This is a genomic window from Chryseobacterium sp. R2A-55 (genome assembly GCF_021401085.1).
Classification (GTDB): Bacteria; Bacteroidota; Bacteroidia; order Flavobacteriales; family Weeksellaceae; genus Kaistella.
In genome coordinates, this window is record NZ_JACBFP010000001.1 from 1 (window position 1) to 23962 (window position 23962).

Consider the following 23962-nt stretch of genomic DNA (forward strand, 5'->3'; position numbering starts at 1 on the left):
TCCCCAACATATTTGCAAGGTTTTAATGCTCAAATATACAAAATCCTGCAAAGAAAAACAAGAAAAATTACAATTAATTTATTGATTGTCAATATGTTGATGGCGTTTTAAGGAGAGACTAAGTACTTCCAACCAAAAAATAACAAATATGGCCAGGTTTGACAATTGGTCAGTTTACCTGAATTATTGCAAATCTCCCTTGAAACAACTTTTTGAAACCAGGAAATATGATTGGTATTATATTCATAGGGGATCAAGATTAACCCTGCTTTGCAGCAATAGAAAATTGATCCTGTCAGATTATTGCTTTGCAAGATGACAATAGAAAGATTCCTAAACCGCCGATTGATCTTCTGAACACCATTGAATTATCCGCGGGAATCGGCTACACAGAAAATCTCTTCCAGATTAAAAAAACAGCGTGAACATTAACAAAAAAAAACGGCATTCCGTAGAATGCCGCCATTTTAAATAATATTAATCCAAAAAAAATTATTTCACGAGTACTTTCTGAGTTTTCTTTCCTTTTTCAGTTTGCAAATTGACGATATAGAAACCTGGCTTCAAATCGAAGTTTACATCTGATCTGGTGTTTAAAGTCTTCACCAGCGCACCATTTGCAGAGTACACATTCACATTGGTATTCCCAGAAACATTTGCAATGTGAACCTGGTTTCCAACGGAGAAAATATTGGCGGAAACTTTTGTGGAAACATCAGAAGTTGCAAGCTGGTTTGAGTTCAACGTGGTGATTACCGGTGCTCCGGATACTTCCATCTTGTAAAAGTTAATAGCGGCATCCGTATAGATGTAAAAAGTTTTACCAGCCGGGACGGTTGCAGTAAGAATTGCCGTATCTGCAGGACTTGCAGTTGGGCTGGTTGCAGCAGTACCATATAATACAGCATCTCCATCAGAAACAAATGCAGCTCTCACAGCACCTCCGCTTCCGGATTTATACCAAGCTTTGAAAGTCACACTTCCCGTACCGGAAGTCTCGATGAAGAAATATCGTTGAACGGGTTTGTAGGTTCCTACAGCTGCTGATCCTCCGCCATTGGTTTGCAATCGATTTCCTGTAGCCACGTAGCCATCTGAAAAAGTTACCTGCGATGAATTGGTCACTGCGGCAAAATTGCTGTTGGTGCTGATGGGAAATAATCCGAGACCCTGTTTCACAATAGGGCTGGTTCCGATTCCGGAATTGAGCGGCCAGTTTGCGGTATCGTTGCTGAAATCCCAAGTAGTAGTCTGCGCATTAAGCGAAATCGCCGAAAACAGCATTGAAGCTGCTGCGAAAAGTAAAGATTTTTTCATAATAGAAAGAAGTTTTAAATAATTGATTTTATTGTTGTTCGATCTTATACAATCGATTACACAAAGTTAAAAAAAAAATTCAAACTACCTTCTTAATCTCAAAAAATATCATTTTTTTAACATGCAAGCTGTTTATCTTATTCGAATAGATCACAAAAAAAGCGGCCATTCGAAAATCACCGCTTTTTATCAGAATATTATGGCATCAAATGAGCTTACTTCACCAACACCTTTTGAGATCTGATTCCCTTCTCCGATTTAGTGTTGACAAGGTACACCCCGGTTCCAAGTTCAAAAGCCACATCATTCTTTACCGTTGATGATTTAACCAATTTTCCGTCTGTAGAAAATACGGAAACATCAGTTGGCGAAGTGACATTTTTGACATAAACCGTATTACCTGCAGAAAAAACGTTCACCATTTCCTTAGCTGTATTGGCAGTCACTAAAGTGGTATTCTGCGTCACTTCAATTTTCATCAGGTTCACAGCGGTATCCCCAAAAATATAGATTCTTCCTGCTCCTTCAGTAGATTTGGTTGCCGTGAAAATCGTGCCGGCTTGATCCACGCTGGTCGCCTGTGCCAAAATCGAACTTCCATCAGTAACATATAGAACCCGTGAACCGGATCCCCCTCCTCTGCACCATATTTTCACATCCACCTTTCCTGTCACGTCAAAATAGATATACCTTTGAGTCGGAAGGTGGCTATAAACTCCGCTGGTATATCCTGCACCATTCAGTTGAAAACGTTTTGTTGCAGCGAAATTGTCGGAAAACGTGTAGTTACTGGCCGTCACAGTTCCTGTATTATGGAGGGTGGTGTTCACCCCGGCATAAATTCCCAATTCATCAATCGTGGTTGTTTCCTGCCCAATCCCAGAACTCAAAGCCCATGCACTAAAATCCCAGGTTTTAGGCAAAGTTAACTGTGCGGAAAGTACAGAACCCATTAATCCACAGGCAAGTAATAGTAAAGTTTTTCTCATTTTAATTAATTTTAAGTTATTGATTATTCGATATTTAATAAAATACAATCGATTACACAAATGTATAAATTAATTTGATATGTTGCCAGTTTTTTTTAGATATTTCAGAAAAAAGTCCGGACTTTTTTTGCCGGACTTTTGTGATTGTGTTTTTGGAGAGCCCTTATTTGATAAACTTGATAGAATGGGCTTTGCCCGAAACATTTACTGTTCCGAAATAGGTTCCTTTTGCTAAATGCTGCACGTTTAATGTAGTATGTTTGGAAGCATTTACATTTTCTGACATCACTTTCCTGCCGTCCGCCGAATAAATCACGATCTGCATTTTTCCGGAAGCGTTTTCTGGAAGTTCTATGTTTAAAAAATCTTTTACAGGAATTGGGAATACTTTGATATTCTGCGGCACATTATTACCTGCCGTTGCCATAAAACTGCAGACTCCGGGGGTAATCGCCCCACCTGTTGTGACCTGCAAAGTTGCTCCTGCACCACAACCAGCGTCGGGAACATAAGTCGCCACCTCCTCTAAAGACATCACGCTGTAGGAATAGGAAGGCGCAGAAACAGTTCCTGTATTATAAGCAGCAGTATTCACCGGATTACCATTCCACGAACTGTTTACGTAATTGATTGCATAAGAACCACCGTCTGTAGAGGTGTAGCTTCTGAACATATTGGTTACTCTGGCAAAGTTAGAATTTTCCACATACACCGTGGAGTTATTTACCCCGCCGCCAAGTCCGATGGCCAATGCTCCGGAAACAGAAGTGTAATAGTAATTATTCAGGAGGTGAAGTTCCGCGTTTCTGGCTCTTGGCATTCTTTCTTTGCATCCTTCTGCCCAGAAATTATTATGGAAAGTGATACTGTAATGCCCATCAGCAGGAGCATCCGTTGCGCTTGAACCAACAAGATTAGAGAATCGGTGATCGTTTGAGCCACCGGAACCGCCCGGAATTGGAGCTTTCAAATAAGTGAATTTGCACCAGGAAACGGTCACATTATCTGCCAATCCCACATTATCAAAATTGCTATCCTGCCCGTCCTGGAATTCACAGTGATCTACCCAAACATTTGTTGCACCCTGATTGGTGAGGTTATCGGGTCCATTCACATCATAAGCTCCCGGTCCAACGAAAATCAGATTCCGCACAATGATGTTGTTAGAACCGTTTTTGAAATTCAGAATTCCGGCGCCGGTTTGGTTTTCGTTCACCAATTTCGCTCCAGGCAGTCCGATCAAAGTCTTGTTGGAAATTACTGCACTAATGACTCCCCCTTGTGGTATGGTGATCGTTCCGGAAACCAGAATTACCTTTGCGCCTGCAGAAGTGAGGTTGGATTTCAGAGTGGCATAATCGGTTACGGTAATCGGTGTAGCATTTCCACCTCCTGTTGCCAAAGCTCCATATCCTTGTGGGGTATTTGATGATAATACTTGGGCTGATAAATTCCCCAATCCCACCAATAAGGATAATGAAATGATTATTTTTTTCATGTCTTTTCTGTTTCGAATCTTTATGAAGATTCCCATTATTTATTTTTAGTTTGTTCTGATTTTTATTGATTTTAATCCTTTGGCATTTTCCACATTTACCACCCAGATTCCAGTAGGAAGGGAAAAACTTGTTTCATTATAAGCCGAAAATGACTTTATCAGATTTCCGCCCATTCCATACACTTTCACCAGTGTGCGTTCTTTCACCTCTTTTATGAAGACTTCATTTTCTGATGCAAAAACCCATACTCCATTATCAGTTTTCACATTTCCGGTTCCTAAAACGATCGAAGAAAACGGATCCCAACCATCGTTTCCTTTGGTAAAGTTGAAAGTGTTGATTGCCGTGGCATCATTCAATATGGGGCTGTTTAAGAAAGTCGCCCAAGCTGCGCGGTTCCCGGAATTGTTCACACCCGAAAGTTCGGTGGTTCCATATTCATACATTCCCGGTGAAGTTCCCCCCAAAGTATTGAGCCATCCCAAAGGCTGGATTAATGACAGACCGACCGACCCCGGGAAGTTTGAGGTCTCAATGGTGGTGTTGTAGAAAACTGCTTCACTTGTATTTGCCGCCCAAGGTCTTCCGAAATATCCCGGCTTTGCACGGTAGGTGGAGTTGGTATCCATTCCCGGTGTGGTGGAAGTCACGGTACAGTTGTACATCAGGAATCCTCTTCCTGAAATCTGCTGCGGCGCCACAATATAGGAAGCGTCATTGGAGGAATCGCTTGTATTCATAGTCAACTTAGTCTGATAGAAAACCGCAGTCATTCCACCGAAAATAAAGTCAACTGCACCCAATACCTCGCCTTTGTAATAAGCAACTCTTGCTCCCTGCGCACCGAAGAAGGAATCCTGTCTTCCGATAACCTTACAGTTTTTCAGAAATGAACGATCACCACTTGCCGTGTAAGCAATTGCTGCAGCCCTTTCGACCAAAGACTTGTTCTGTACGTTTATATTTCCTGCACTTGTTGGTCTTGTTCCCGGACTTCCTGTGGTCCACGGAACTACCACGTCCTGCGATTCTTTAAGTGAAATATACTGATTGAATGAATTCTCGAAAATAATATCTTCCGCTTCAAAGCCCACAGCACTCACTACAACGGTTGCATTCCAATAAGATCCGTTCGTGGTTCCGGCTCCGGTATTCGTGTAAGAATAATTGCCATTTTCTTTGTTGACATTCAGGACATCTTGATTCCATTTCTGGTTATTCGCCATAGAATAATAGTTGTATCCATGCCCATAATAGGAAGTTATCCGAACGGCATTCGGAGAAATATCAACTCCTTTGTTTAAAACTGAAGTATCTGGAATTGCAGAAGCATTTTTCAAAGTGACATTCGGCTGGGAAACGATTAACATTTCCTCATAATTTCCGGGATCTATCATGATCGTAACCCGGTCATTTGCGTTTCTTATCATATTGGAGACCGCCGTCAAAGCTGCATTGATGGTTTGATACTGCTTGTCTGCACCCACTGTGATCGTTGGTGAATATGCCACATTGTTTACCACTTTAATCTGCTTAAGATATGAAGTATAACCAGCCGTTCCGCCAAAAGTTATAGACACATTTCCGGCAGAAGCTCCCGGATACAGGTATTCTACAGTTTCTATGACTGAAGTTGAACCTGATGAAGTAGAATAGGTGGTTCCTCCTTCGATATTGAAATTTGCTGCATAATAATAGCTTACGATAATCTTTTGATTTGGATTAACGGGAACTAAAATGGTAGCACCTGGTTTTGCCAAAAGATGATTTTGCGGAAGTTGTGTTGAAATCTGGCCGTTGAGCTGTAATCCTTTGTAAAATGCAGTTGTGGAGGAGTTGATGACTTTATCATCAAAAGACCAGATTGTTACGGGGTTAAAGGCCAGTGATTTAGAACCACCTGCTCCATTCACTTTCAAATAAGAAGTCAGGGCCAATTCAAGAGGAAACTGATCCAAGCCGTTTGCCGAAATCTTATAGGTTCCATTTCTCAGACTGATATTGCCCAGGTCATTAAAAGCATAATGATAACCAGCTTCGTTAATATTGCTAAAAGTCAGACTTAATGCCGCAAGCTGTGACGTATTAAGGTTTGTGCTAATAGTTACCGGATATTTGGGTTTTAGCGCAAAATCAATATTTAAGATGGAATTTCCAGTCACTGTGACGGTATTGTCTAAAATCTGATAATCATTGACCCCATTTGCCGAAATGGTATATGGAATATTCGGCTCCAACTGAACAGTGTATGTGGAATTGCTAGTATTGATCGTGGGATTCGGTACATAGATGCTTCCGCTTTCCGGATCCGGAGTAAAGGTCAAACCAAGATTCGCAATATTTGTTCCCAACCCGGAAATATTTCCGGTAACCGCTGCTAAACTCACATTGGAAACTGAAAGATGGTGAGACAAAGCGGAACCTGCTCCCGTCGTATTCAAAGTTTCCCCGGAAGTAATGAGATATCCGCTCGCATTGGCCAAACTGTAGGAATAGGAATAACCAACCGGCAGATTCACACTGTAAGCATTGGAATTAACCGGAACGTTCCAGGTTTTTCCTGCCGTGTTGTTAATAATCAAAGAATATCCTGCAGGAATTCCGACTGCCTGCGAAACATCAATGGTTCCCGAAACGGTGGTGTACGTTGCAGGATTTCTGTAGATGCGGTAATAACTCGCTTTGGCAAGGTTGTCATAAATAAAATAAGTTCCGGAATATTTGGCCACAAAAGTCGCTTCCGTTACCGCAGCGGATGTAGCGGTGGTTGCGAAATTATCAGTTTGAAGCAAAGTATTTGCAGAAAGGCTGAAAACCAAATTTCCTGCGGTGTCACCTCTGGCGATGACTTTCACCTCATCATCTTCATTAAGGCTCAATTTAAAATATCTTGAATTAGGTTGTCCGCTTCCGTTGACTGTGGGAATTCCATTGCAATAAAGACGGCCCAAATGGGTACTCACACTGGCAATATTTTCGTCATATCTCGTCACTGCGGTATTGGTGGTTCTCAGTCGGTCGTTGGTTCCGCCCACCCAAGAAAGTTCCCCAGCTGTGAATGTGGAAGGAAAAACGTTTGTGGTGCTGGAACTTCCCGGAGTGATGGTTCCGGGATACCATCCATTGATGGTGGAAACCTGTAATCTGTTGTTGTATTGGGAGGTCTCAAGTTGGGTTGCGCCGAAATCCCAAACGTCTGTGAACTGTCCGAAAACAGCATACATCGGAAACATTAAGATCAGGAAGAAGGAGAGTTTTTTCATAATGAAATGGATTTGATGGTCAAGAAAAAACCTGCTTTTCGATTTTCTGAGAAGAAATCAATCAGCAGGTTTATTAAGAAACTAACTATATTATCGAACTAGTAACCATAATCATTTTTAAGGGTACCGTTACTTGCGTCAAGGAATACTTGCCAAATCGGCCAGAACTGTCTGGTGTTGGGATCTTTTCTATAGAGTGCCGCAATTTTGGAATCAGAAAGTGCAGTCCAGTCTGCTGCAGTCCAACCCGTACCTGGATTGGTGGTTTCCCCTCTGTTTAAACCATAGATTTGAATGGTTTCATTATCGGCGGCATATTTCCAGTAAACCGTTGAAGGAACATCAGCATAGCGGTCTGTTCTGTTTTTCAGTTCGGTCATTCTTGCTTTTGCATCGGCCAAGTTTGTTCCCAAAAGATTCCATCTTATCAAAGCCAATTTTCTTTCAAATTCACCGGTAAATTCAAATTTGTTTTCATCAACAATAGCGTTGAACATCGCTTGTTTAGAGGTCAAGGCATTTACATAATTTTCAACCTTTACTGGTCTGTCTGCTGCTGCGAAAGCGCGGTTCCTCAGTTGTTTTAAATAAGGGGCTGCAGCTGCAGGTCCTTCCAGTTCGTTTGCAGTTTCAGCAGCCATGAGAAGAATTTCGGCATATCTCATGTAGATTTTGTTAACGCCATCGTCATTGCTTGAAGTAACGATTCGGTTCATCCACTCAAAACGGTATTTTCCAAAATACCATCTGTTGAATGCGCCCAGTTCCTGCTTGGATTTTCCAGCCACAGCATTCCCCCATTTGTAAGGGACGCATGTCACATTTCTTCTCTGATCTTTTTCATCGAAATCATACCACACATTTGGCAACGGACCTGCCTGTCCGCCTCTGTTGCTTCCCATTTGTTGGTATTGGTCGTTGGTTGCATGATTCACTGCGAAAGTAAACAGAACACGTCCTCTACCGGCGTCAAACGGGATTTCCCAAAGCGATTCATTTCCCGCTGCAATAATTTCTTTATTATAATTTCGCCACAAAGTTTCAAAAGTAGTCTCCAATTTCGCGGAGCCACTGTTGATCACATCTCTACATTCCTGCAAGGCAATCGGATAAAGTTTGGCTACAGACAATTCCGGATCAGAACTTCTTCTGATTCCATCGGGATACTGAGAATAACCAGAGGCAGCCAAAGCTACTCTTGCCCTTAATCCCTTCACAAAAGCTTTGTTAATTCTTTCGGTTGTAGCAGTTGCGGTGGAAGAATTCGGCCATGGAACTAAAGTGGAAGCTTCTGCCAAATCAGCCAAAATTTGTTTGTAGATCACATCCCTGCTGGATTTCGGCAAATAGGTGGTTTCGGTCACAATGGGTTCAAATCTTGCGGGAACATCTCCCCAACCTTTCACCAAATCAGCGTAATAAATCGCTCTCAAAGTAAGCGCTTCACCTAAAAGGTAACCTAATTCTGAACCTGGAGTTGGGTTTCCATAAGCGCGCAAACCACGGATACAGAGATTGGCTCTTTCAATACCTTGATACATCATAGCCCAAACATTGTTCGCAGTGTTCATTTGCGAGTTATTTGGTTTGGGATCATAAACGCAAAGGTCCGCATTGTCATTGGAGGTGGATTCTGAGGAATTGTACCATTCTGAATCGGTATTCATTCCGTAAAATGAGATCCATCTTCCCCTGTAGGAATTGGTTTCCATCATCGGAACTTTAATTCCGTCCACTGCGCCTTTTGCCAAATCCGGATTTGAGAAGATTACCGCCTCAGAAGTTGCCGAAGGAGCGGTAGTGTTTAATATTTCTTCGCCGAGCTGCTTGCAGGAAATTACTGCGAGGGGAAGAAGCAGGAGTGAAAGTTTTATTGATAATTTCATTGTATTTTAATATTTTCTAGTGGTCAATTTTTTACTTATCGTTTATTTAGAAGTTCAGATTCGCTCCAAACACAACCTGTCTGCTTTTTGGAAACCCAGAATAGTCCACTGCAGGTGTCAAAGGATTTTGCCTTCTGGTGGAAACTTCCGGATCCATTCCTGAATATTTGGTCCAAATCCACACATTGTATCCCGAAACATATAATCTAAGTTTTGTCAAACCAATTGTTTTCACGAAATCCTCGGGTAACGAATACCCTAATGAAACCGTGTTCAACCTTAGGAATGAGCCATCTTCCACCGCCCAGTCGCTGAAAACATATCTAGGCATGTAAGGCGACCACATAGAAGTATTGGCATTCAGTGCTGCCAATTCTGCAGGATCGGTCACCAAATTTCCTCCCGCATCAATATTGGTCCATCTCGTTCCGTCTGCCATGAATGTATTCAAGTTTCTGTACTGTCCTGAAGGTGAAGATTGTGGAGCGGTACTGAATTCAATTTTGTTGGCATTATAAACCTGGTTTCCATAACTCCAATTGAACACTGCAGTCAAATCGAAATTTTTCACGGTGGCATTTAAGGTAAATCCTCCTGTATGCTTTGGATTGGCGTTTCCAATCACTCCGCGGTCATTGGCATCCACTTTACCATCACCATTGATGTCCACAAGTTTCATGGAACCCGGTTTCACCGTACCCACAATGGCGGAAGCATCTGCAATTCCTGCTTTCAGTTTATAAACACCGCCTACGAAATCGAAATCAGAAACTTCATATCTTCCGGCATTTTGATAGCCATACATTAAGCCAAGTGGCATTCCCACATTGGTAATATAATCATATCCCACCGCAGATGACCAGTTGGAAGTCCAAAGGTAATGATCAAGTCCTCCCAATGATCGGATCTCATTTTCATTAAATGAAATATTGAATCCCAAACTCAGGGAATAGTCTTTCTTTTTAATTGCGTCAAAATTTAAGGAAGCTTCCACACCTTTATTCTGGGTTTCACCCAGGTTTCTGAACTGGGCGTCATAACCAGTTCCCGGAGTAGGAAACGCGATCAATAAATCTTTCGTATTGTTTTTGTATAAGTCAATTGCGCCGGTTAATCTTCCGTTAAAGAATTCATAGTCTAATCCAAAGTTTTGCGAAACCGTGGTCTCCCATTTCAAATCTGGATTGACCATGTAACTTCCTGGAGCCCAGTAATTAGTCACATTATTCACCCAAGTTGTGGTAAAAGGGCTGTACATTTGGATGGTTTGTCCGGTCAGGATATTGTTGTTTCCGGCTTGCCCGTAACTCGCTCTCAGTTTCAGGAGTCGAATCCAGGAAACATCTCTTAGGAAACTTTCCTCACTCATCTTCCAGGCTGCAGCCACCGACGGAAAATAGCCCCATCTATTTTCAGGCATGAATTTGCTGGAACCGTCTCCCCTGAAAGTTGCAGTCAACAAATATCTGTTCATGAATTCATAATTCAAACGGCTAAAGAAAGACAACAATCGATCATCCTGCAAATTCTGGTTATCCACAGAAAACCATTTTCCCTGGGAAGTCAGATTCACAGCATCTTCAAAAGTGAATGATTTCGGAAAACCGTGAATGGTATTGGTAAGCACAGTTGATGAAAAATTATTGTATTCCATACCACCCATTAACTTTAGTGAATGATTGTCACCCAATAGTTCTTTGAAATCATAATTCAAAGTATTGGCAATCCTGAAGCTTTGATTTTCGGTATTGGTCATCGTCAATGCGGCCAAACCTTGGTATGCCTGCAGCGGCTTATTTTTTACATAATAGGTAGATCGTCCGTAAAAGCGATTATCGTGGTAATTGTAAAAATCCATCCCAATGTTGGACTGGAACTTCAGATTCTTAATAATAGTCCAGCCAAATCCCCCCTGAATGGTAAACGTTTTTCTGTTTTGCGACCTGTCGTTATCGGCAACGGCAATGTATGGATTGGTCAAATATCCTGCAACTGCCTCATCAGTATCGTCTGTTGTCAAAGCAGGAATATCAATTGGTGAATATCCTACACTGTGCCGAAGTCTTCCGTCTGTGTTGGAGAACTCTTTCTGCTCATTGGCACCACTTCCCTTGATATCGGTATTTGAATATCTGAAAGTAAATGACAGATCCAGATTGTTTTTCGGCTTATTTTTCAGGTTAAAGGTGATATTATCTCTTTTGAATCCGGAACCAATCATAATTCCATCGTCCTTGTAACGGGCGAGGTTCAAGCTGAAGCTGGTCCTATCATTTCCGCCGCGTACCGCAAAATCGTTACTGTTTACAATCCCTGTGTTTCCATAGATTCTATCCTGCCAATCCATTGGTGCATAAGATTTGTACTGGTCAATCTGGTTCCACGGCAGGAAATATTGGTTATAAGAATTTACATTTCCCAATAGTAACGCATCCTCATATTGCCATTTGGCATAATCATAAGGAGACAATACGTCTATTTTTTTGGCTAAAAATTTATAACCCACAAACGAGTTCAAATTCCCGGAAATTTTACCGCCTTTCGCACCTTTCGTGGTAATCAAAACCACACCGTAAGCACCTCTGGAACCATAAATCGCAGTGGAAGACGCATCTTTCAGCACGGTAATATTTTCGATATCAGACGGGGAAACCTCGCTCATGCCGCTCACCGGGAAACCATCCACAATAATCAGCGGTGAACTGTCCTGAGTAATGGAGCCACCACCACGGACTTTCAGTGAAATTTCAGCGTCTGGAGATCCTTCTGTCGTGGTAATCTGAACTCCGGCAATCTTTCCGGTCAGCGCTTCTGCAACATTGGAAACAGGAATCTGTTTCAGAGCGTTTCCGCTCACAGTTGCCACTGAACCCGTCAAGTCACTTTTTCTTGCGGTTCCGTAACCGATTACAATGACCTCTTCAATCTGTTTCTCTTTCAGTGCGGAATCTTTTTTTTGCGCAACAACATCCACACCCATGAAAAACAGCGCTGCAATGCAAGTTACTCTTAAGGTAATATTCTTCATATAGTTTTATATTTTTTAGTTCTGATGATATTCGGTTTTTACGCCGTTGATGGTGGTGTTAATCAATTTCAGATGCTCCACATTTTTCACCTTGAAATTACTTTTCACCTGATCAATCGTTACATTTTTGAAAATAACATTCTGAATTTTCGATTCTTCCAAACCTTCTGCGAAAATGGCATATTTCCCGCCGTTTTTCACGCTGATATTTTCCATCAAAATATTTCTGATCTGTGGAATGGCATTTCCTACTCTTTGCGAATAGTCTTTATAATCCATGGTAATATGCAAAACCGCTTCTTTCACTTCACCCACGGTAATGTTTTTCACGAAAAGCCCGTCCACCGATCCGCCTCTCACTTTATTGGTTTTCAGACGGATCGCCCGGTCCAATTCGGGTGAATCCATAAAATTATTGTACACAAAAACGTTTTTCACCCCCGCAGACATTTCACTCCCGATGACTACTCCACCGTGTCCGTCAACCATTTTGCAATCTCTCACGATGATATTTTCAGTCATTATCCCAACTCTTCTTCCCTCCTCATCACGCCCCGCTTTGATGGCGATACAGTCGTCTCCGGTATTGAAAATAGAATTTTTGATTAAGACATTTTGCGAATATTCGGGATCACAGCCATCATTATTAGGACCATGGCTCTGAATGTTTACTCCATCCACGATGACGTTCTTGCTCAACATAGGATGAATAATCCAAAAAGGTGCGTTCACGATCTTCACCCCCTGAATCAAAACATTCTCACATTCAAATGGCTCGATGAAGTTCGGACGCAGATATCTTCCGTTTCCGAAAATCCTTTGATCTACCGGAACATTTTTGTCCGCCATTTCCATTAACGCCGGAAGATTATTTTGATCCAGCTGACTTGGCATTCCTTTCACGAAACCATAATTCGCACTTCCTTTCCAGGTCCACCAGTTGTCCGTACTCGCTTGTCCGTTCAAAGTTCCCTTACCCGTAACCGCGATATTCTTTTTTCCTTTCGCATAGATTAAGGGAGAATAGTTCATCAGCTGAAGTCCTTCGAATGAGGTGTGAACTAAAGGATAGAAGTCATCAGGATTGGTGCTGAACAACAATTCCGCACCTTCCTCCAAATGCAGGTTCACATTGTTATCCAAATGAATCGGACCCGTGAGGAACTTTCCGTTGGGAACCAATACTTTTCCGCCTCCTTCTTTTGAACATTTCTCGATTGCTTTCTTAATGCTTAAGGTCGCCACCGTTTTCCCGTCCGCTATTGCTCCGAAATCTACAATATTGTAGGTCGCATTGCGGAATTTGGGTTCTGTAATCGATTTTTCTATTTTCAGCATTCTTTCCATTGGGAAGGATTCCTGAAAATTTTCTGCAGTTTCTGTTGATTTTTTAGAACTGCAATTCATCAGCAAAACCATTGTGATAAAGGAGTAAGCTATTTTTAACCAATTCGCTGCTTCGCTTCCGGAAAAGAAATTACGTGTATTCATAAATAATTAATGCAATCGATTACAAATATATATAAATATTTTGTTACTTTGCATCATTAAACTGAAAATTTGTCTAAATTTACAAAGTGATTTATCTCATAGTGCTTCAATAAAGGGATTTGCGCCGATAAAAAATTACATTCTGTTACATTTTGACGGTACAAAGAAAAAAAAATCAATTTTTATGAACGGTAAAGTTACCATTTACGACATCGCAAAGAAACTCAACATCACTGCAGCAACAGTTTCCCGAGCACTGAACGGAAACCAGAACATCAGCGAAAAAACCAGAAAGATGGTTTTGGAAGCCGCTCATGAGATGAATTACAAGCAAAATAAACTGGCATTGGCTTTGAAGAGTGGCCGGAGCAACTATATCGGGGTCATTGTTCCCAGAATCAATACCAATTTCTTTGGTTCGGTCATCCGCGGATTGGAGGAAGAACTGAATGCAAAAGGGTTCAACATCATCATCACTCAAAGTCATAATGATGAGGCCATGGAAGCAAAAAACATTGAAACGCTGATCGATTCACACGTTGATGCTATTTTCATCTCCTCTTCCAGTAAAAGCTCAAAGGCTCTGCAGAAAATTTTGGATGCCAAAATCCCGCTCATTTTCTTTGACCGCCGAAAAATCATGGATCATGTAAGTTCTGTAACCATCGACGATTTTACCGGAGGCTATTTGGCGACCAAACATTTAATTGATACCGGTTGCAAAAGAATTGCGCACATCGTTTCGGGACCGATCGAGCTTGAAATCTTCAGAGAACGACACAGGGGATACCAGCAAGCGTTGGAAGATCACCATATCGATTACCGAAAAGAATATGTACTAAAAACAAACTCAAGCATCGAAGAAGGGAAAAGGGCGATAGACCTCTTATTTAATTTGCCGGAAAAACCTGACGCGATCTTCTCCGCTTCCGACTTTGTGGCATTGGGCGCGATCCAGGAATTGCAGGCAAGAAATATAAAAGTTCCGGAAGAAGTCTCAGTCATAGGTTTTGCCAACGAACCTTTCACCGAATTCCTGGAACTCTCTATCAGTACAGTGGACCAATTTCCTCTGGAAATGGGAAGAACCGCCGCAAGAGTTTATCTGAATCAGGAAACCAATCCTGAAAATAAGAACATCCAGAAGAAAGTGGTTCTGGAACCGAAGCTGATTTTGAGGAAATCTACGAGATAAGAAAATCCGTCCAAAATATTGAACGGATTCTATTAATTTCGATTTAGTCCCAATCGCTACAGCGATCGCACTTTACAAAGAAACTCCTCCCCTTTTCCACGGGATGAAAACATCCTGTTTCAGTTCATCGGCTTTGGTTTTCACTTTTCCACTAGCCAAATCGATGATGTAATCCACAATTTCTTCGCCGACTTCCTGAATGGTTTTCTCACCGGTAATCACGGTTCCGGCATTGACGTCTATGATATCTGACATTCTCTCGGAAACGCCTGTATTGGAAGAAATCTTCACAACCGGAGCAATTGGGTTTCCCATCGGATTTCCCAAACCAGTGGTAAACAAAACTATCGATGCTCCAGAACCCACCAATCCGGTTGTACATTCGGCATCATTTCCCGGAGTGTTCAGCAAATTGAGCCCGGCTCTTGAAACATATTCGCCGTAATCCAGCACATCTACCACCGGTGAAGTTCCGCCTTTTTTAGCGGCACCTGCAGATTTCATGGCATCAGTAATCAATCCGTCTTTGATATTTCCCGGACTAGGATTCATGTCGAAACCCGAACCTGCTGCAACTACCGATTTCTCGAAATCCTGCATCAAGCCAATAAATTTATCAGCTTTTTCAGCATCTACGCAGCGATTCATCAGTTCCTGCTCCACTCCGCACAATTCGGGAAATTCCGCTAAAATTGTTTTTCCGCCCAATGCTGCAAAAATATCAGAAACTACTCCCAATGCAGGGTTCGCTGAAATTCCTGAGAATCCGTCTGAACCACCACACTCTAAACCGATGGTCAATTTGGAAACCGGCGCCGGTTTTCTTTCAATTTTATTGGCACGTTTGATGGCTTCAAGGGAATCCCTTATGATCAGCTGCATCATTTCATCTGTGGTTCCAATTTCCTGCTGCTCGAAAGTAAGCACTTCCTTACCGAGGTTTGGATTCATTTCGCTCAAAGCGTTTTTAAAAATCTCTACCTGAAGATTCTGGCAACCCAGGCTCAAAACCGTTGCTCCAGCTACATTGGGATTATTAACATAGCCAGCGAAAAGTTTTGCCAGAAGATCTGAATCCTGTCTGATTCCTCCACAACCCCCTTCGTGGCGAAGAAATTTCAGTTCGACGTTGTCAAGATAATTTTCGTCTCGATTTTTTTTCGGTTCCTCTTCAACGGGACCGCCCAGCAAAGAGCGAAGATATCTGGTATGCGGATCCTCTTCTTTCGGCATCAGTTCCTTAAAGACTGCTTCCAGTTTTTCCACATTCTTATTTTCGCAGAAAACCAGCGGGAAAAACATCCACACGTTTTTCACCCCAACCTGTCCATCTGCACGGTGATATCCCATGAAGGTTTTGTCTTTCCATCGGTCAACGTTGGGGATATCCCAGCCAAGGTCGCCCGTTTTCTTTGTTGCTTTTTCGCTTTGGTGCTTCACATTTTCTGTAGTCAGAACTTCGCCTTTTTTAATAGGGAGATTTGCCTTTCCCACCAAAACGCCGTACATCACAATCGGATCACCCACCGCAAAATCGTGTTCAGCCATTTTGTGCTTGGCGTTCACATCGGTCATGGCAACGAAATCTTTTCCGTTAAAATGGTGAGTTTCCCCAGATTTTATATCAGCTAAAGCAACCAGCACATTGTCGCTTGGATTTACTTTTATAAGTTTATTTTCCATTATTTACTAAATTTTGAGTGGGGTTTACCGCAATCACTCGTTGTTTAAAATTTAACCGAAATGTTTAATATAGGCTTCGTACCCGTTTTCAATTCCCTTTTCATTGACCTTCTGGATGGCATCAACAATCGCTTCCCGCAATCCATCTACTTTGTTCAAATCCTGTCCCCAGAATTCTTCCTTCGCCAAAACTTCTTTCACGGTTTCATTCAGATCCGAATTCGACCAGGCTTTGTTCATCGCTTCTAAAATATCTGCAGAATCTTTCACCGGGAGTTTTTTGCCATTCCAATCTTTGCCATAAAAACGAATCAGACAGGCAAAACCGAACACCAAACGGTGGGGCAGTTTTCCATTTTGCTCAAAATATTCCAAAATCGTCGGCAGTACGCGGACTTTAAATTTTGAAACTGAATTCAAAGCGATATCTGACAAAAGGTGACGGATAAACGGATTTCTGAAGCGATCCAGAACTTCCTCAGTGAAGTTCCGCAATTCTGTTTTGTCCATATCCAAAGTCGGTACAATCTCATCGAAAGCAATCTTGGAAACAAAATCCATGGTGAAAGGATTTTCCACCGTTTCCTGCACGGTTTCATTTCCGTACATAATCGAAAACGGCACCATTGCGGTATGGATTCCGTTCAGGATCCTCACTTTTCTATTTCGGTACGGCTGCATGTCTGAAACGATTTTCACGTCAAGTCCAATTTTGTCAAAAGGTAATTTTTGCTTCAACTTTTCATCACCTTCAATTACCCATAGGAAAAACGGTTCTGCCGCCACCATGAATTTGTCATGGTAATCTATTCTCTGACCAAATGATTCCGCCTCTTCTCTTGGATAACCCGGAACGATTCTATCCACCAAAGTATTATGGAAAGTACATGCGTCATTAATCCAAGCTGCAAATTCAGTCTCCAAATTCCATAAATCGCAGAATTTCAGCAGAATTTCCTTCAAAGTATCTGCATTATAATTGATCAGTTCGCAGGGAATGATGGTCAAACCTTTGTCTTTGTCACCCTTAAAATGTTTGAATCTTTCGTATAAAACCGCTGCAACTTTCGCAGGATAGGATTTTGGGCAATCTTCGGAAAGCACGTCTGTCTCCACCAACTCAATCCCGGCTTCTGTAGTATTCGAAATGATAAACTCCAAAGAATCCAATTTCGCAACGTCCAAAAGCGCCTGGAAGTCTTTATACGGATTAATGGTTTTCACGATATTATCAACCAAATGAATTTCCTGAATTTTATGACCATTTTTCACACCATTTAAGAAGACGGTGTACATGGCATCCTGTTCGTCCAGCAACTCCACTACTCCTCCCGGAAGTGGCTGCACAGCTGCAACTCCCGCATTATAATCCAACTTTTGATTCAGTTGATGGAACGCATAATCTACGAATGCTCTGAGGAAATTTCCCTCCCCGAATTGAAGGATTTTGATTGGTAAAATCTTTCCGCTGCCAAAATCTTTACGGTTTAACTGAATTTTTGTATTTGTCGCTGTTTCCATTTCGGATTGTAAATTTTAAAATCAATGCTGATTTTGTCTAATTGTTAATTCTAAATTATTAAGTATTATTGACCGTAAGTTAATCGCTGATTACTTTATATTTGGGCACCAATGCCTTCATTACGAACCAGGCTATGAGATACGCCACGGCACAAACCGAAAAAATAATCATATAGCCTGTATTGATTCCGTCTGAAATTATGGCTCCTGATTCCCTAAGTTTGGTAAAGAAGTCATCTGGAATCCTCTCGGTGTTGAACTGTGGAAACTTTTGCAGCAAAGGAACACCGTCAATGGTGGTCCAGTTTTTATGTGCAAAATCGAACAGTTTTCCGGAACTTTTATTGATCAGAAATGAACCGATTCCTCCCGCCATTCCACCAATTCCGGTGATGGTAGCGATGGCTTTTTTAGGGAACATATCTCCCACGGTGGAGAAAATATTGGCAGACCATGCTTGATGTGCCGCTCCCGCAATACCAATAATCAGCACAGGAATCCAGTAGGAAATTTTTCCGCCGGATTGCGCGAAAAGTGCGAGCAAAGGGAAAAACGCGAAAATCAACATGGCACGCATTCTGCCCGCATAAGGATTCATGCCGAATTTTTCAACGAAAACTTTTGGCAGCCAACCTCCAATAATCGAAAGTAAAGTGATGACGTACAGAACGAAGAGCGGAATTGCACTTTCAGTACTGTCCATTCCATACACTGAACTTAGGTAAGCCGGTGTCCAGAAAAGATAGAACCACCACACACCATCAGTCATGAATTTTCCGAATGCGAATGCCCAGGTTTGCCTGTATTTGAAGCTTTGCGCCAAAGTGAATTTCTTTCCAACATCTTCGCCTTCGGCATTGAGTTTTTCAGGTGCGTCCTCCACATCCTGCTGGATATAACTGAGCTCCTCGGGATTTACTTTTGGGTGAACTTCAGGTTTTTTGTAATAAAAAATCCAGAATCCCATCCAAACAAAACCAAGCGCACCAATGATGATAAAGGCCATTTCCCAACCAAACGCTTTTGCGATGAACGGAATAGAAAGCGGTGCCGCTAAAGCACCAACAGTTGCTCCCGCATTGAAAATACTCGTGGCAAAAGCACGGTCTTTTTTAGGGAAATATTCCGCAGTCGCCTTGATGGCCGCCGGAAAATTCCCCGCTTCACCGATGGCAAGAATTAATCTTGCAAAAATGAAAAGTGTAACACTTACATTGATTACTCTTGAAACATTTTTTACGGTGCCAATATGTTCTTTAGCACCTTCAAAACCTACGATCCAGTTTCCCGTAAGGATGCCGGAAGTTGCAATTCCACAAAAAGCGTGAAGGACCGCACCAATCGACCAAATAAAGATCGCCCAAAGAAAGCCTTTTTTGGTATCCATCCAGTCGATGAATTTGCCCGCGAAAAGCATACTGACTGCATAAAAAATCGAGAACAACGCCGTGATGTTGCCGTAATCATTATTATCCCAGTGAAACTCGGGCTGCATATAATCTTTCCAGGTTAAGGAAAGCACTTGCCGGTCAAGATAATTAACAGTGGTGGCAAAAAACAGCAAAACACAGATGGACCACCTGAAATTTGTCATTTTTGATGTTGTTACCTGATTCATATATTTGGGCTTTTGATTTTAAAAAATTATGCTTTTTTAACTGCCTGCACGATCTCCAAAACCTTTCTTGTTTCAGATTCTATTTCGGCATAATTCTGTTCGCCCATCAGTTTTTTGCTGATGAGCTTGCTTCCCATTCCCACAGCCGAAACTCCGGCTTTGAACCAGCCTTCGATATTTTCTCTGGTGGTATCCACACCTCCTGTCGGCATGAAAAGCAGATTCGGGAAAATGTCCTTGATCCCGCTCAAAAACGAGGGTCCTAATAAATTCCCCGGAAAAAGTTTGATAAAGGTCACTCCCGCATTTTCTGCAGCGATAATTTCTGTAGGCGTCATACAACCCGGACTATAGAATTTATCTTGCCGGATTAAAAAATCAGCCACTTCCGGAACGAAACCGGGACTGATAAAGAAATCCGCTCCTGCTTCCACAAAGTCTTTCGCCTGTTGAAGGTTTTTGATGGTACCGATTCCCAGAAGCAAGTCGGGCATTTCGGAATTCCGGGATTCCACCATTTTTTTGAAGTTTCTCAAGGCGGCTTCACCACGGTTTGTATATTCCACGGCACGGATTCCCGCTCTGTAGATGGTCTTTAGAACCTCAATGGTTACATGTTCATCGGGGTTGAAATACAAAGGTAAAATTCCCTGTGCTACTATTGCCTCGGAAACTTTTTGAATATTGCTCATTTTTATATTTTATTTTTAACTTCGAATAAGTGAACAGAATGCGAACGCTGACTTCCACTGTGAATCATGAGATCTTAACTTTAAATACAATCTTCCTGATTTCATAATCACCAATCATCGGTGCGTGTACATCTTCCGGAAAGAGAATAACAAATTGGTTATCCGTCAAGTCAAAATAGGTATCCGGTTCATCCTTGAAAAAAGTAACATCTTTCGCGGAATCATATGCTCCTTTTGGCGAAAAGCATTTTTCACGCGGTTTCCATCCGATGGTTTCCTTTCCTTTCACACAAACCTGAATATCGATTTGGGCATCATGACACTCAAATTTTTGGAGACTTTCTTCTTTGGTTTTTCCGTTTTTCTGACTTACAATTGCCTTTAATCCATCTTCAATTTCAATGCTTCCATCGGGCAAAGTCATCAAATCATGGTCTTCCAGAAACTGGAATGCCTTTGAAAACAAAGGATGCAACGAGAAAAATTTCCCTGCGTTTTGTAGTGAACCGATAATCATTATCTTGCTACTCTTCCGGAAGCATCGCCTCCCATTAGTTTCATCACTTCATCCACGGTCACCAAATTGGCATCACCTTTAATGGTGTGTTTCAGACAAGAAGCCGCCACTGCGAAATCGAGTGCTTTTTGGTCGTCATTTTCCCAGGTAAGCAATCCGTAAATCAGACCGCCCATAAAGCTGTCACCACCTCCAACTCTGTCCACAATATCGGTGATTTGGTATTGACGGGTTTCAAACATTTTGGTGCCGTCATATAAAACTCCGGCCCAAGTATTGTGCGAAGCCGAAATGGATCCCCTCAAAGTAGTGATGACCTTTTTCGCTCTTGGAAACTTCTGCATCATCTGCTGGCAAACGGAAAGGAATGCTTCCGCCTTCACATCGTGGCCGTGTTTGGTAACATCCAATCCTTCGGGTTTGATTCCAAAATGCATTTCAGCATCTTCTTCGTTACCTAAAATCACATCGCAATAGGAAGTTAATTCCGTCATTATTTTTTCTCGGTCTCCACCGTATTTCCACAATTTAGCACGGTAATTCAAGTCGGTAGAAATCGTCAGTCCTTTTGCGCTTGCCGCTTTCACAGCTTCCAGGCAAACATCGGCAGAACTTTGGGAAATTGCAGGAGTGATTCCGGTCCAATGAAACCATTCCGCACCTTCGAAAACTTTATCCCAATCCACCATTCCCGGCTGAATTTCCGCCATTGCAGAATGAGCACGGTCATAAACTACTTTACTTCCACGGGAAACCGCGCCGGTTTCAAGGAAATAGATTCCTAAACGGTCACCTCCCCAAACGATTTTGTCAACTCCGACTCCTCTTTTCCTCATCTCCATCATCGCACATTGCCCGATATCGTTCTTCGGCAAACGGGTCACGAAATCCACCGGAATCCCATAATTCGCCAAAGAAACGGCCACATTCGATTCTCCACCGCCGTAAACGACGTCAAAATTATCAGCCTGAGAAAACCTCAAAAAACCTTGCGGTGCAAGTCTTAACATAATTTCCCCGAAAGTTACTACTCTGCTCATTCGTTATAATTTTTTTGTTTTAATTAAAAGTTGAAATATTCTTTTGCGTTATGATAACTGATATCCGAAACCATTTTCCCCACCAATTCTACGTCCTGAGGAATTTCGCCGCGCTGCATTTCCTCACCCAAAATGTTGCAGAGCAATCTTCTGAAATATTCGTGTCGCGGGAAGGAAAGGAAACTCCGGGAATCGGTCAGCATACCGATGAAGCAACTCAGCAGTCCCATATTTGAAAGGGCGTTCAACTGTTTGGTCATCCCATCTTTTTGGTCCAGGAACCACCAACCGGAACCGAGCTGAACTTTACCTTTCACACTTCCGTCATTAAAGTTTCCGATCATCGTCGCAAAAACTTCGTTATCTGCCGGATTCAGGTTATAGATAATGGTTTTGGTGAGTGTATCATTGGAATCCAGGCGGTTCAAAAATCTGGAAAGCTTTTCCGCCTGAGAAAAATCCCCGATGGAATCCCATCCTGTATCGGGTCCCAAAATACGGTGCATTCTGGCATTATTGTTTCTCAATGCACCTAAATGGAATTGCTGAACCCATCCCAATTCGTGGTATTTTTCGGCAAGGAAAATCAGGATTGCAGTTTGGAATTTCAGCGCTTCTTCTTTTGAAATTGTTTGACCTTCCCTCCTATTTTTAAATATTTTTTCGATTTCGCTTTCGGTGAAATCCTCAAAATAAATCTGGTCCAAACCGTGGTCTGAAAGCCGGCATCCGTTTTCGTGAAAGAATTTGAGCCTTTTGTTCAATGCTTCCAATAAATCATTATAAGTAATAATATCTGTTTCCGCAACCTGCGACAAAGCATTGAGATAATCATTATAAGACTCATTCTCAATCAAGATCACCTTATCCGGTCTCCACGCGGTGCTCATCTTGATTTCAAAATCACTTGAGGCCAACTTTTTGTGGTGCTCCAAGTTATCGGTTGGATCTTCGGTAGTACACACCAATTCGGCATTTACTTTCCTCAAAAGGTTTTGGGTGCTGTATTCGGGTGAATTGAGTTTTGCCGTGGCTTCTTCATAGATCTTTTCAGCAGAATTTTCATTGAGCAATTCGTATATGTCAAAATACCTTGCCAATTCCAAATGAGTCCAATGATAAAGCGGATTCCTTAAGGTATAAGGAACCGTTTTCCCCCATTGCAGAAACTTTTCTTTGTCGGAAGCCGTTCCGGTAATAAAACTTTCATTGATTCCCAAAGTTCGCATTGCACGCCACTTGTAGTGGTCGCCTTTAATCCAGACATCCGTCAGATTGGCGAAAACATGGTTATCGGCGATCAACTGAGGCGAAAGGTGATTATGGTAATCGATTATTGGTTGATTCCTGGAATAGTTGTGAAACAGTTCTTCCGCAAATTTGTTTTCTAAAAGAAAATTGTCGTGAATAAAATTTGTTGCCATTTTTGATTTTTATTAATCTTCGTTGGAAGGCTTTCCTATGGTGGCGAGGATTCCGCCATCCACATAAATTACTTGTCCGTTCACAAAATCACTTGCCTTGGAAGCAAGGAATACGGCAGTTCCCTCCAAATCTTCGGGATTTCCCCATCTTCCGGCAGGAGTTCTGCTGATGATAAATTCGTTGAAAGGATTTCCGTCAACACGAATCGGCTCAGTTTGCGAGGTCGCGAAGTAGCCGGGACCAATTCCATTGACTTGAATATTGTATTTCGCCCATTCTGTGGCGAGGTTTTGTGTCAGCATTTTCAATCCCCCTTTCGCGGCGGCGTACGCCGAAACGGAATTTCTGCCAAGCTCGCTCATCATTGAACAAATATTGATGATTTTTCCAGAACCTCTTTCAATCATTTGCTTCACAACAAGTTGCGACATAATAAAAGGTCCCACCAAATCCACATCCACCACTTTTCTAAAATCAGAGACCGGCATGGTGAGCGCCAATTCCCTTTTGATGATTCCGGCGTTGTTCACCAAAACATGGATTCCGCCGGTTTCTTCGGTAATTTGGGCAACAAATTTGGCTGCATCAGCTTCATTGGTCACATCGAAAAGATAGCCTTTTGCATCATAACCTTTGGAATGGTAGTAAACAAGCGCATCCTGCATTTTCTGCGGGGTGGTTCCGGTAATGACCAGTTTGGCACCGGCTTTTGCAAGTCCTTCCGCCATCGCCATTCCCAAACCGTGGGTTCCTCCGGTGATAACCGCCGTCTTATTTTTAAGTGAGAACAGTTCCATC

The 23962-nt window shown here is 42.1% G+C and carries 16 protein-coding genes; 1 reads left to right on the forward strand and 15 read right to left on the reverse strand.

Annotation, left to right across the window (positions count from 1 at the left end; all coding sequences use genetic code 11):
• Window positions 1-492: 492 nt before the first annotated feature.
• The 7 genes from L0951_RS00005 to L0951_RS00035 form a co-directional block, all read right to left on the reverse strand.
• Window positions 493-1317, reverse strand: a complete 825-nt coding sequence (locus L0951_RS00005; protein ID WP_234108382.1) for a T9SS type A sorting domain-containing protein — start codon at window positions 1315-1317, stop codon at window positions 493-495.
• A 215-nt stretch (window positions 1318-1532) separates the two neighbouring features.
• Entirely contained in the window at window positions 1533-2306 is a 774-nt protein-coding gene (locus tag L0951_RS00010) for a T9SS type A sorting domain-containing protein (RefSeq protein WP_234108383.1), read from the reverse strand.
• Window positions 2307-2469: 163 nt separating this feature from the next.
• Window positions 2470-3804: a T9SS type A sorting domain-containing protein gene (locus L0951_RS00015; protein WP_234108391.1), complete on the reverse strand. Its 1335-nt coding sequence runs from the start codon at window positions 3802-3804 to the stop codon at window positions 2470-2472.
• A gap of 45 nt (window positions 3805-3849) precedes the next feature.
• Entirely contained in the window at window positions 3850-7068 is a 3219-nt protein-coding gene (locus L0951_RS00020) for a pectinesterase family protein (protein WP_234108393.1), read from the reverse strand.
• Window positions 7069-7166: 98 nt separating this feature from the next.
• The gene (locus L0951_RS00025; protein WP_234108399.1) at window positions 7167-8954 is read right to left on the reverse strand and encodes a RagB/SusD family nutrient uptake outer membrane protein; all 1788 of its coding nucleotides are present in this window, start codon (window positions 8952-8954) and stop codon (window positions 7167-7169) included.
• A gap of 46 nt (window positions 8955-9000) precedes the next feature.
• Window positions 9001-11982 (reverse strand): SusC/RagA family TonB-linked outer membrane protein, encoded by a 2982-nt coding sequence (locus tag L0951_RS00030; RefSeq protein ID WP_234108401.1) that lies wholly within the window; start codon window positions 11980-11982, stop codon window positions 9001-9003.
• 15 nt (window positions 11983-11997) lie between these two features.
• On the reverse strand, window positions 11998-13473 hold the full coding sequence (locus L0951_RS00035) for a glycoside hydrolase family 28 protein (RefSeq protein ID WP_234108402.1): 1476 nt from the start codon (window positions 13471-13473) through the stop codon (window positions 11998-12000).
• Window positions 13474-13657: 184 nt separating this feature from the next.
• Between L0951_RS00035 and L0951_RS00040 the strand changes: the two genes are divergently transcribed.
• Window positions 13658-14668 carry a LacI family DNA-binding transcriptional regulator gene (locus L0951_RS00040; RefSeq protein ID WP_234108403.1) on the forward strand — a complete coding sequence of 337 codons (1011 nt, stop codon included), beginning with the start codon at window positions 13658-13660 and terminating at the stop codon, window positions 14666-14668.
• A 72-nt stretch (window positions 14669-14740) separates the two neighbouring features.
• Here L0951_RS00040 and L0951_RS00045 read toward each other — a convergent pair whose 3' ends face one another.
• The 8 genes from L0951_RS00045 to L0951_RS00080 form a co-directional block, all read right to left on the reverse strand.
• Entirely contained in the window at window positions 14741-16351 is a 1611-nt protein-coding gene (locus L0951_RS00045; protein ID WP_234108404.1) for a UxaA family hydrolase, read from the reverse strand.
• A 51-nt stretch (window positions 16352-16402) separates the two neighbouring features.
• Window positions 16403-17872, reverse strand: a complete 1470-nt coding sequence (locus L0951_RS00050) for a tagaturonate reductase (RefSeq protein WP_234108405.1) — start codon at window positions 17870-17872, stop codon at window positions 16403-16405.
• A 79-nt stretch (window positions 17873-17951) separates the two neighbouring features.
• A complete protein-coding gene (locus L0951_RS00055; RefSeq protein WP_410685681.1) occupies window positions 17952-19466 on the reverse strand; it encodes an MFS transporter in 1515 nt (504 codons plus the stop codon).
• Window positions 19467-19516: 50 nt separating this feature from the next.
• Complete coding sequence (locus L0951_RS00060; protein ID WP_234108409.1) at window positions 19517-20182, reverse strand: bifunctional 4-hydroxy-2-oxoglutarate aldolase/2-dehydro-3-deoxy-phosphogluconate aldolase; 666 nt, start codon at window positions 20180-20182, stop codon at window positions 19517-19519.
• A 64-nt stretch (window positions 20183-20246) separates the two neighbouring features.
• The gene (locus tag L0951_RS00065; RefSeq protein WP_234108411.1) at window positions 20247-20699 is read right to left on the reverse strand and encodes a YhcH/YjgK/YiaL family protein; all 453 of its coding nucleotides are present in this window, start codon (window positions 20697-20699) and stop codon (window positions 20247-20249) included.
• Window positions 20699-21739 carry a sugar kinase gene (locus L0951_RS00070; protein WP_234108413.1) on the reverse strand — a complete coding sequence of 347 codons (1041 nt, stop codon included), beginning with the start codon at window positions 21737-21739 and terminating at the stop codon, window positions 20699-20701. The genes L0951_RS00065 and L0951_RS00070 overlap by 1 nt, the downstream gene beginning before the upstream one ends.
• A 23-nt stretch (window positions 21740-21762) precedes the next feature.
• Window positions 21763-23163, reverse strand: coding sequence for a glucuronate isomerase (gene uxaC / locus L0951_RS00075; RefSeq protein ID WP_234108417.1), 1401 nt, complete (start codon window positions 23161-23163; stop codon window positions 21763-21765).
• Window positions 23164-23175: 12 nt separating this feature from the next.
• Window positions 23176-23961, reverse strand: a complete 786-nt coding sequence (locus L0951_RS00080) for a gluconate 5-dehydrogenase (protein WP_234108420.1) — start codon at window positions 23959-23961, stop codon at window positions 23176-23178.
• Between the last annotated feature and the right edge of the window lies 1 nt (window position 23962).

Coding starts and splice junctions, on each gene's coding strand:
- L0951_RS00005 (WP_234108382.1), bottom strand. CDS start 1,317: ATGAAAAAATCTTTACTTTTCGCAGCAGCTTCAATGCTGTTTTCGGCG.
- L0951_RS00010 (WP_234108383.1), bottom strand. CDS start 2,306: ATGAGAAAAACTTTACTATTACTTGCCTGTGGATTAATGGGTTCTGTA.
- L0951_RS00015 (WP_234108391.1), bottom strand. CDS start 3,804: ATGAAAAAAATAATCATTTCATTATCCTTATTGGTGGGATTGGGGAAT.
- L0951_RS00020 (WP_234108393.1), bottom strand. CDS start 7,068: ATGAAAAAACTCTCCTTCTTCCTGATCTTAATGTTTCCGATGTATGCT.
- L0951_RS00025 (WP_234108399.1), bottom strand. CDS start 8,954: ATGAAATTATCAATAAAACTTTCACTCCTGCTTCTTCCCCTCGCAGTA.
- L0951_RS00030 (WP_234108401.1), bottom strand. CDS start 11,982: ATGAAGAATATTACCTTAAGAGTAACTTGCATTGCAGCGCTGTTTTTC.
- L0951_RS00035 (WP_234108402.1), bottom strand. CDS start 13,473: ATGAATACACGTAATTTCTTTTCCGGAAGCGAAGCAGCGAATTGGTTA.
- L0951_RS00040 (WP_234108403.1), top strand. CDS start 13,658: ATGAACGGTAAAGTTACCATTTACGACATCGCAAAGAAACTCAACATC.
- L0951_RS00045 (WP_234108404.1), bottom strand. CDS start 16,351: ATGGAAAATAAACTTATAAAAGTAAATCCAAGCGACAATGTGCTGGTT.
- L0951_RS00050 (WP_234108405.1), bottom strand. CDS start 17,872: ATGGAAACAGCGACAAATACAAAAATTCAGTTAAACCGTAAAGATTTT.
- L0951_RS00055 (WP_410685681.1), bottom strand. CDS start 19,466: ATGACAAATTTCAGGTGGTCCATCTGTGTTTTGCTGTTTTTTGCCACC.
- L0951_RS00060 (WP_234108409.1), bottom strand. CDS start 20,182: ATGAGCAATATTCAAAAAGTTTCCGAGGCAATAGTAGCACAGGGAATT.
- L0951_RS00065 (WP_234108411.1), bottom strand. CDS start 20,699: ATGATTATCGGTTCACTACAAAACGCAGGGAAATTTTTCTCGTTGCAT.
- L0951_RS00070 (WP_234108413.1), bottom strand. CDS start 21,739: ATGAGCAGAGTAGTAACTTTCGGGGAAATTATGTTAAGACTTGCACCG.
- uxaC (WP_234108417.1), bottom strand. CDS start 23,163: ATGGCAACAAATTTTATTCACGACAATTTTCTTTTAGAAAACAAATTT.
- L0951_RS00080 (WP_234108420.1), bottom strand. CDS start 23,961: ATGGAACTGTTCTCACTTAAAAATAAGACGGCGGTTATCACCGGAGGA.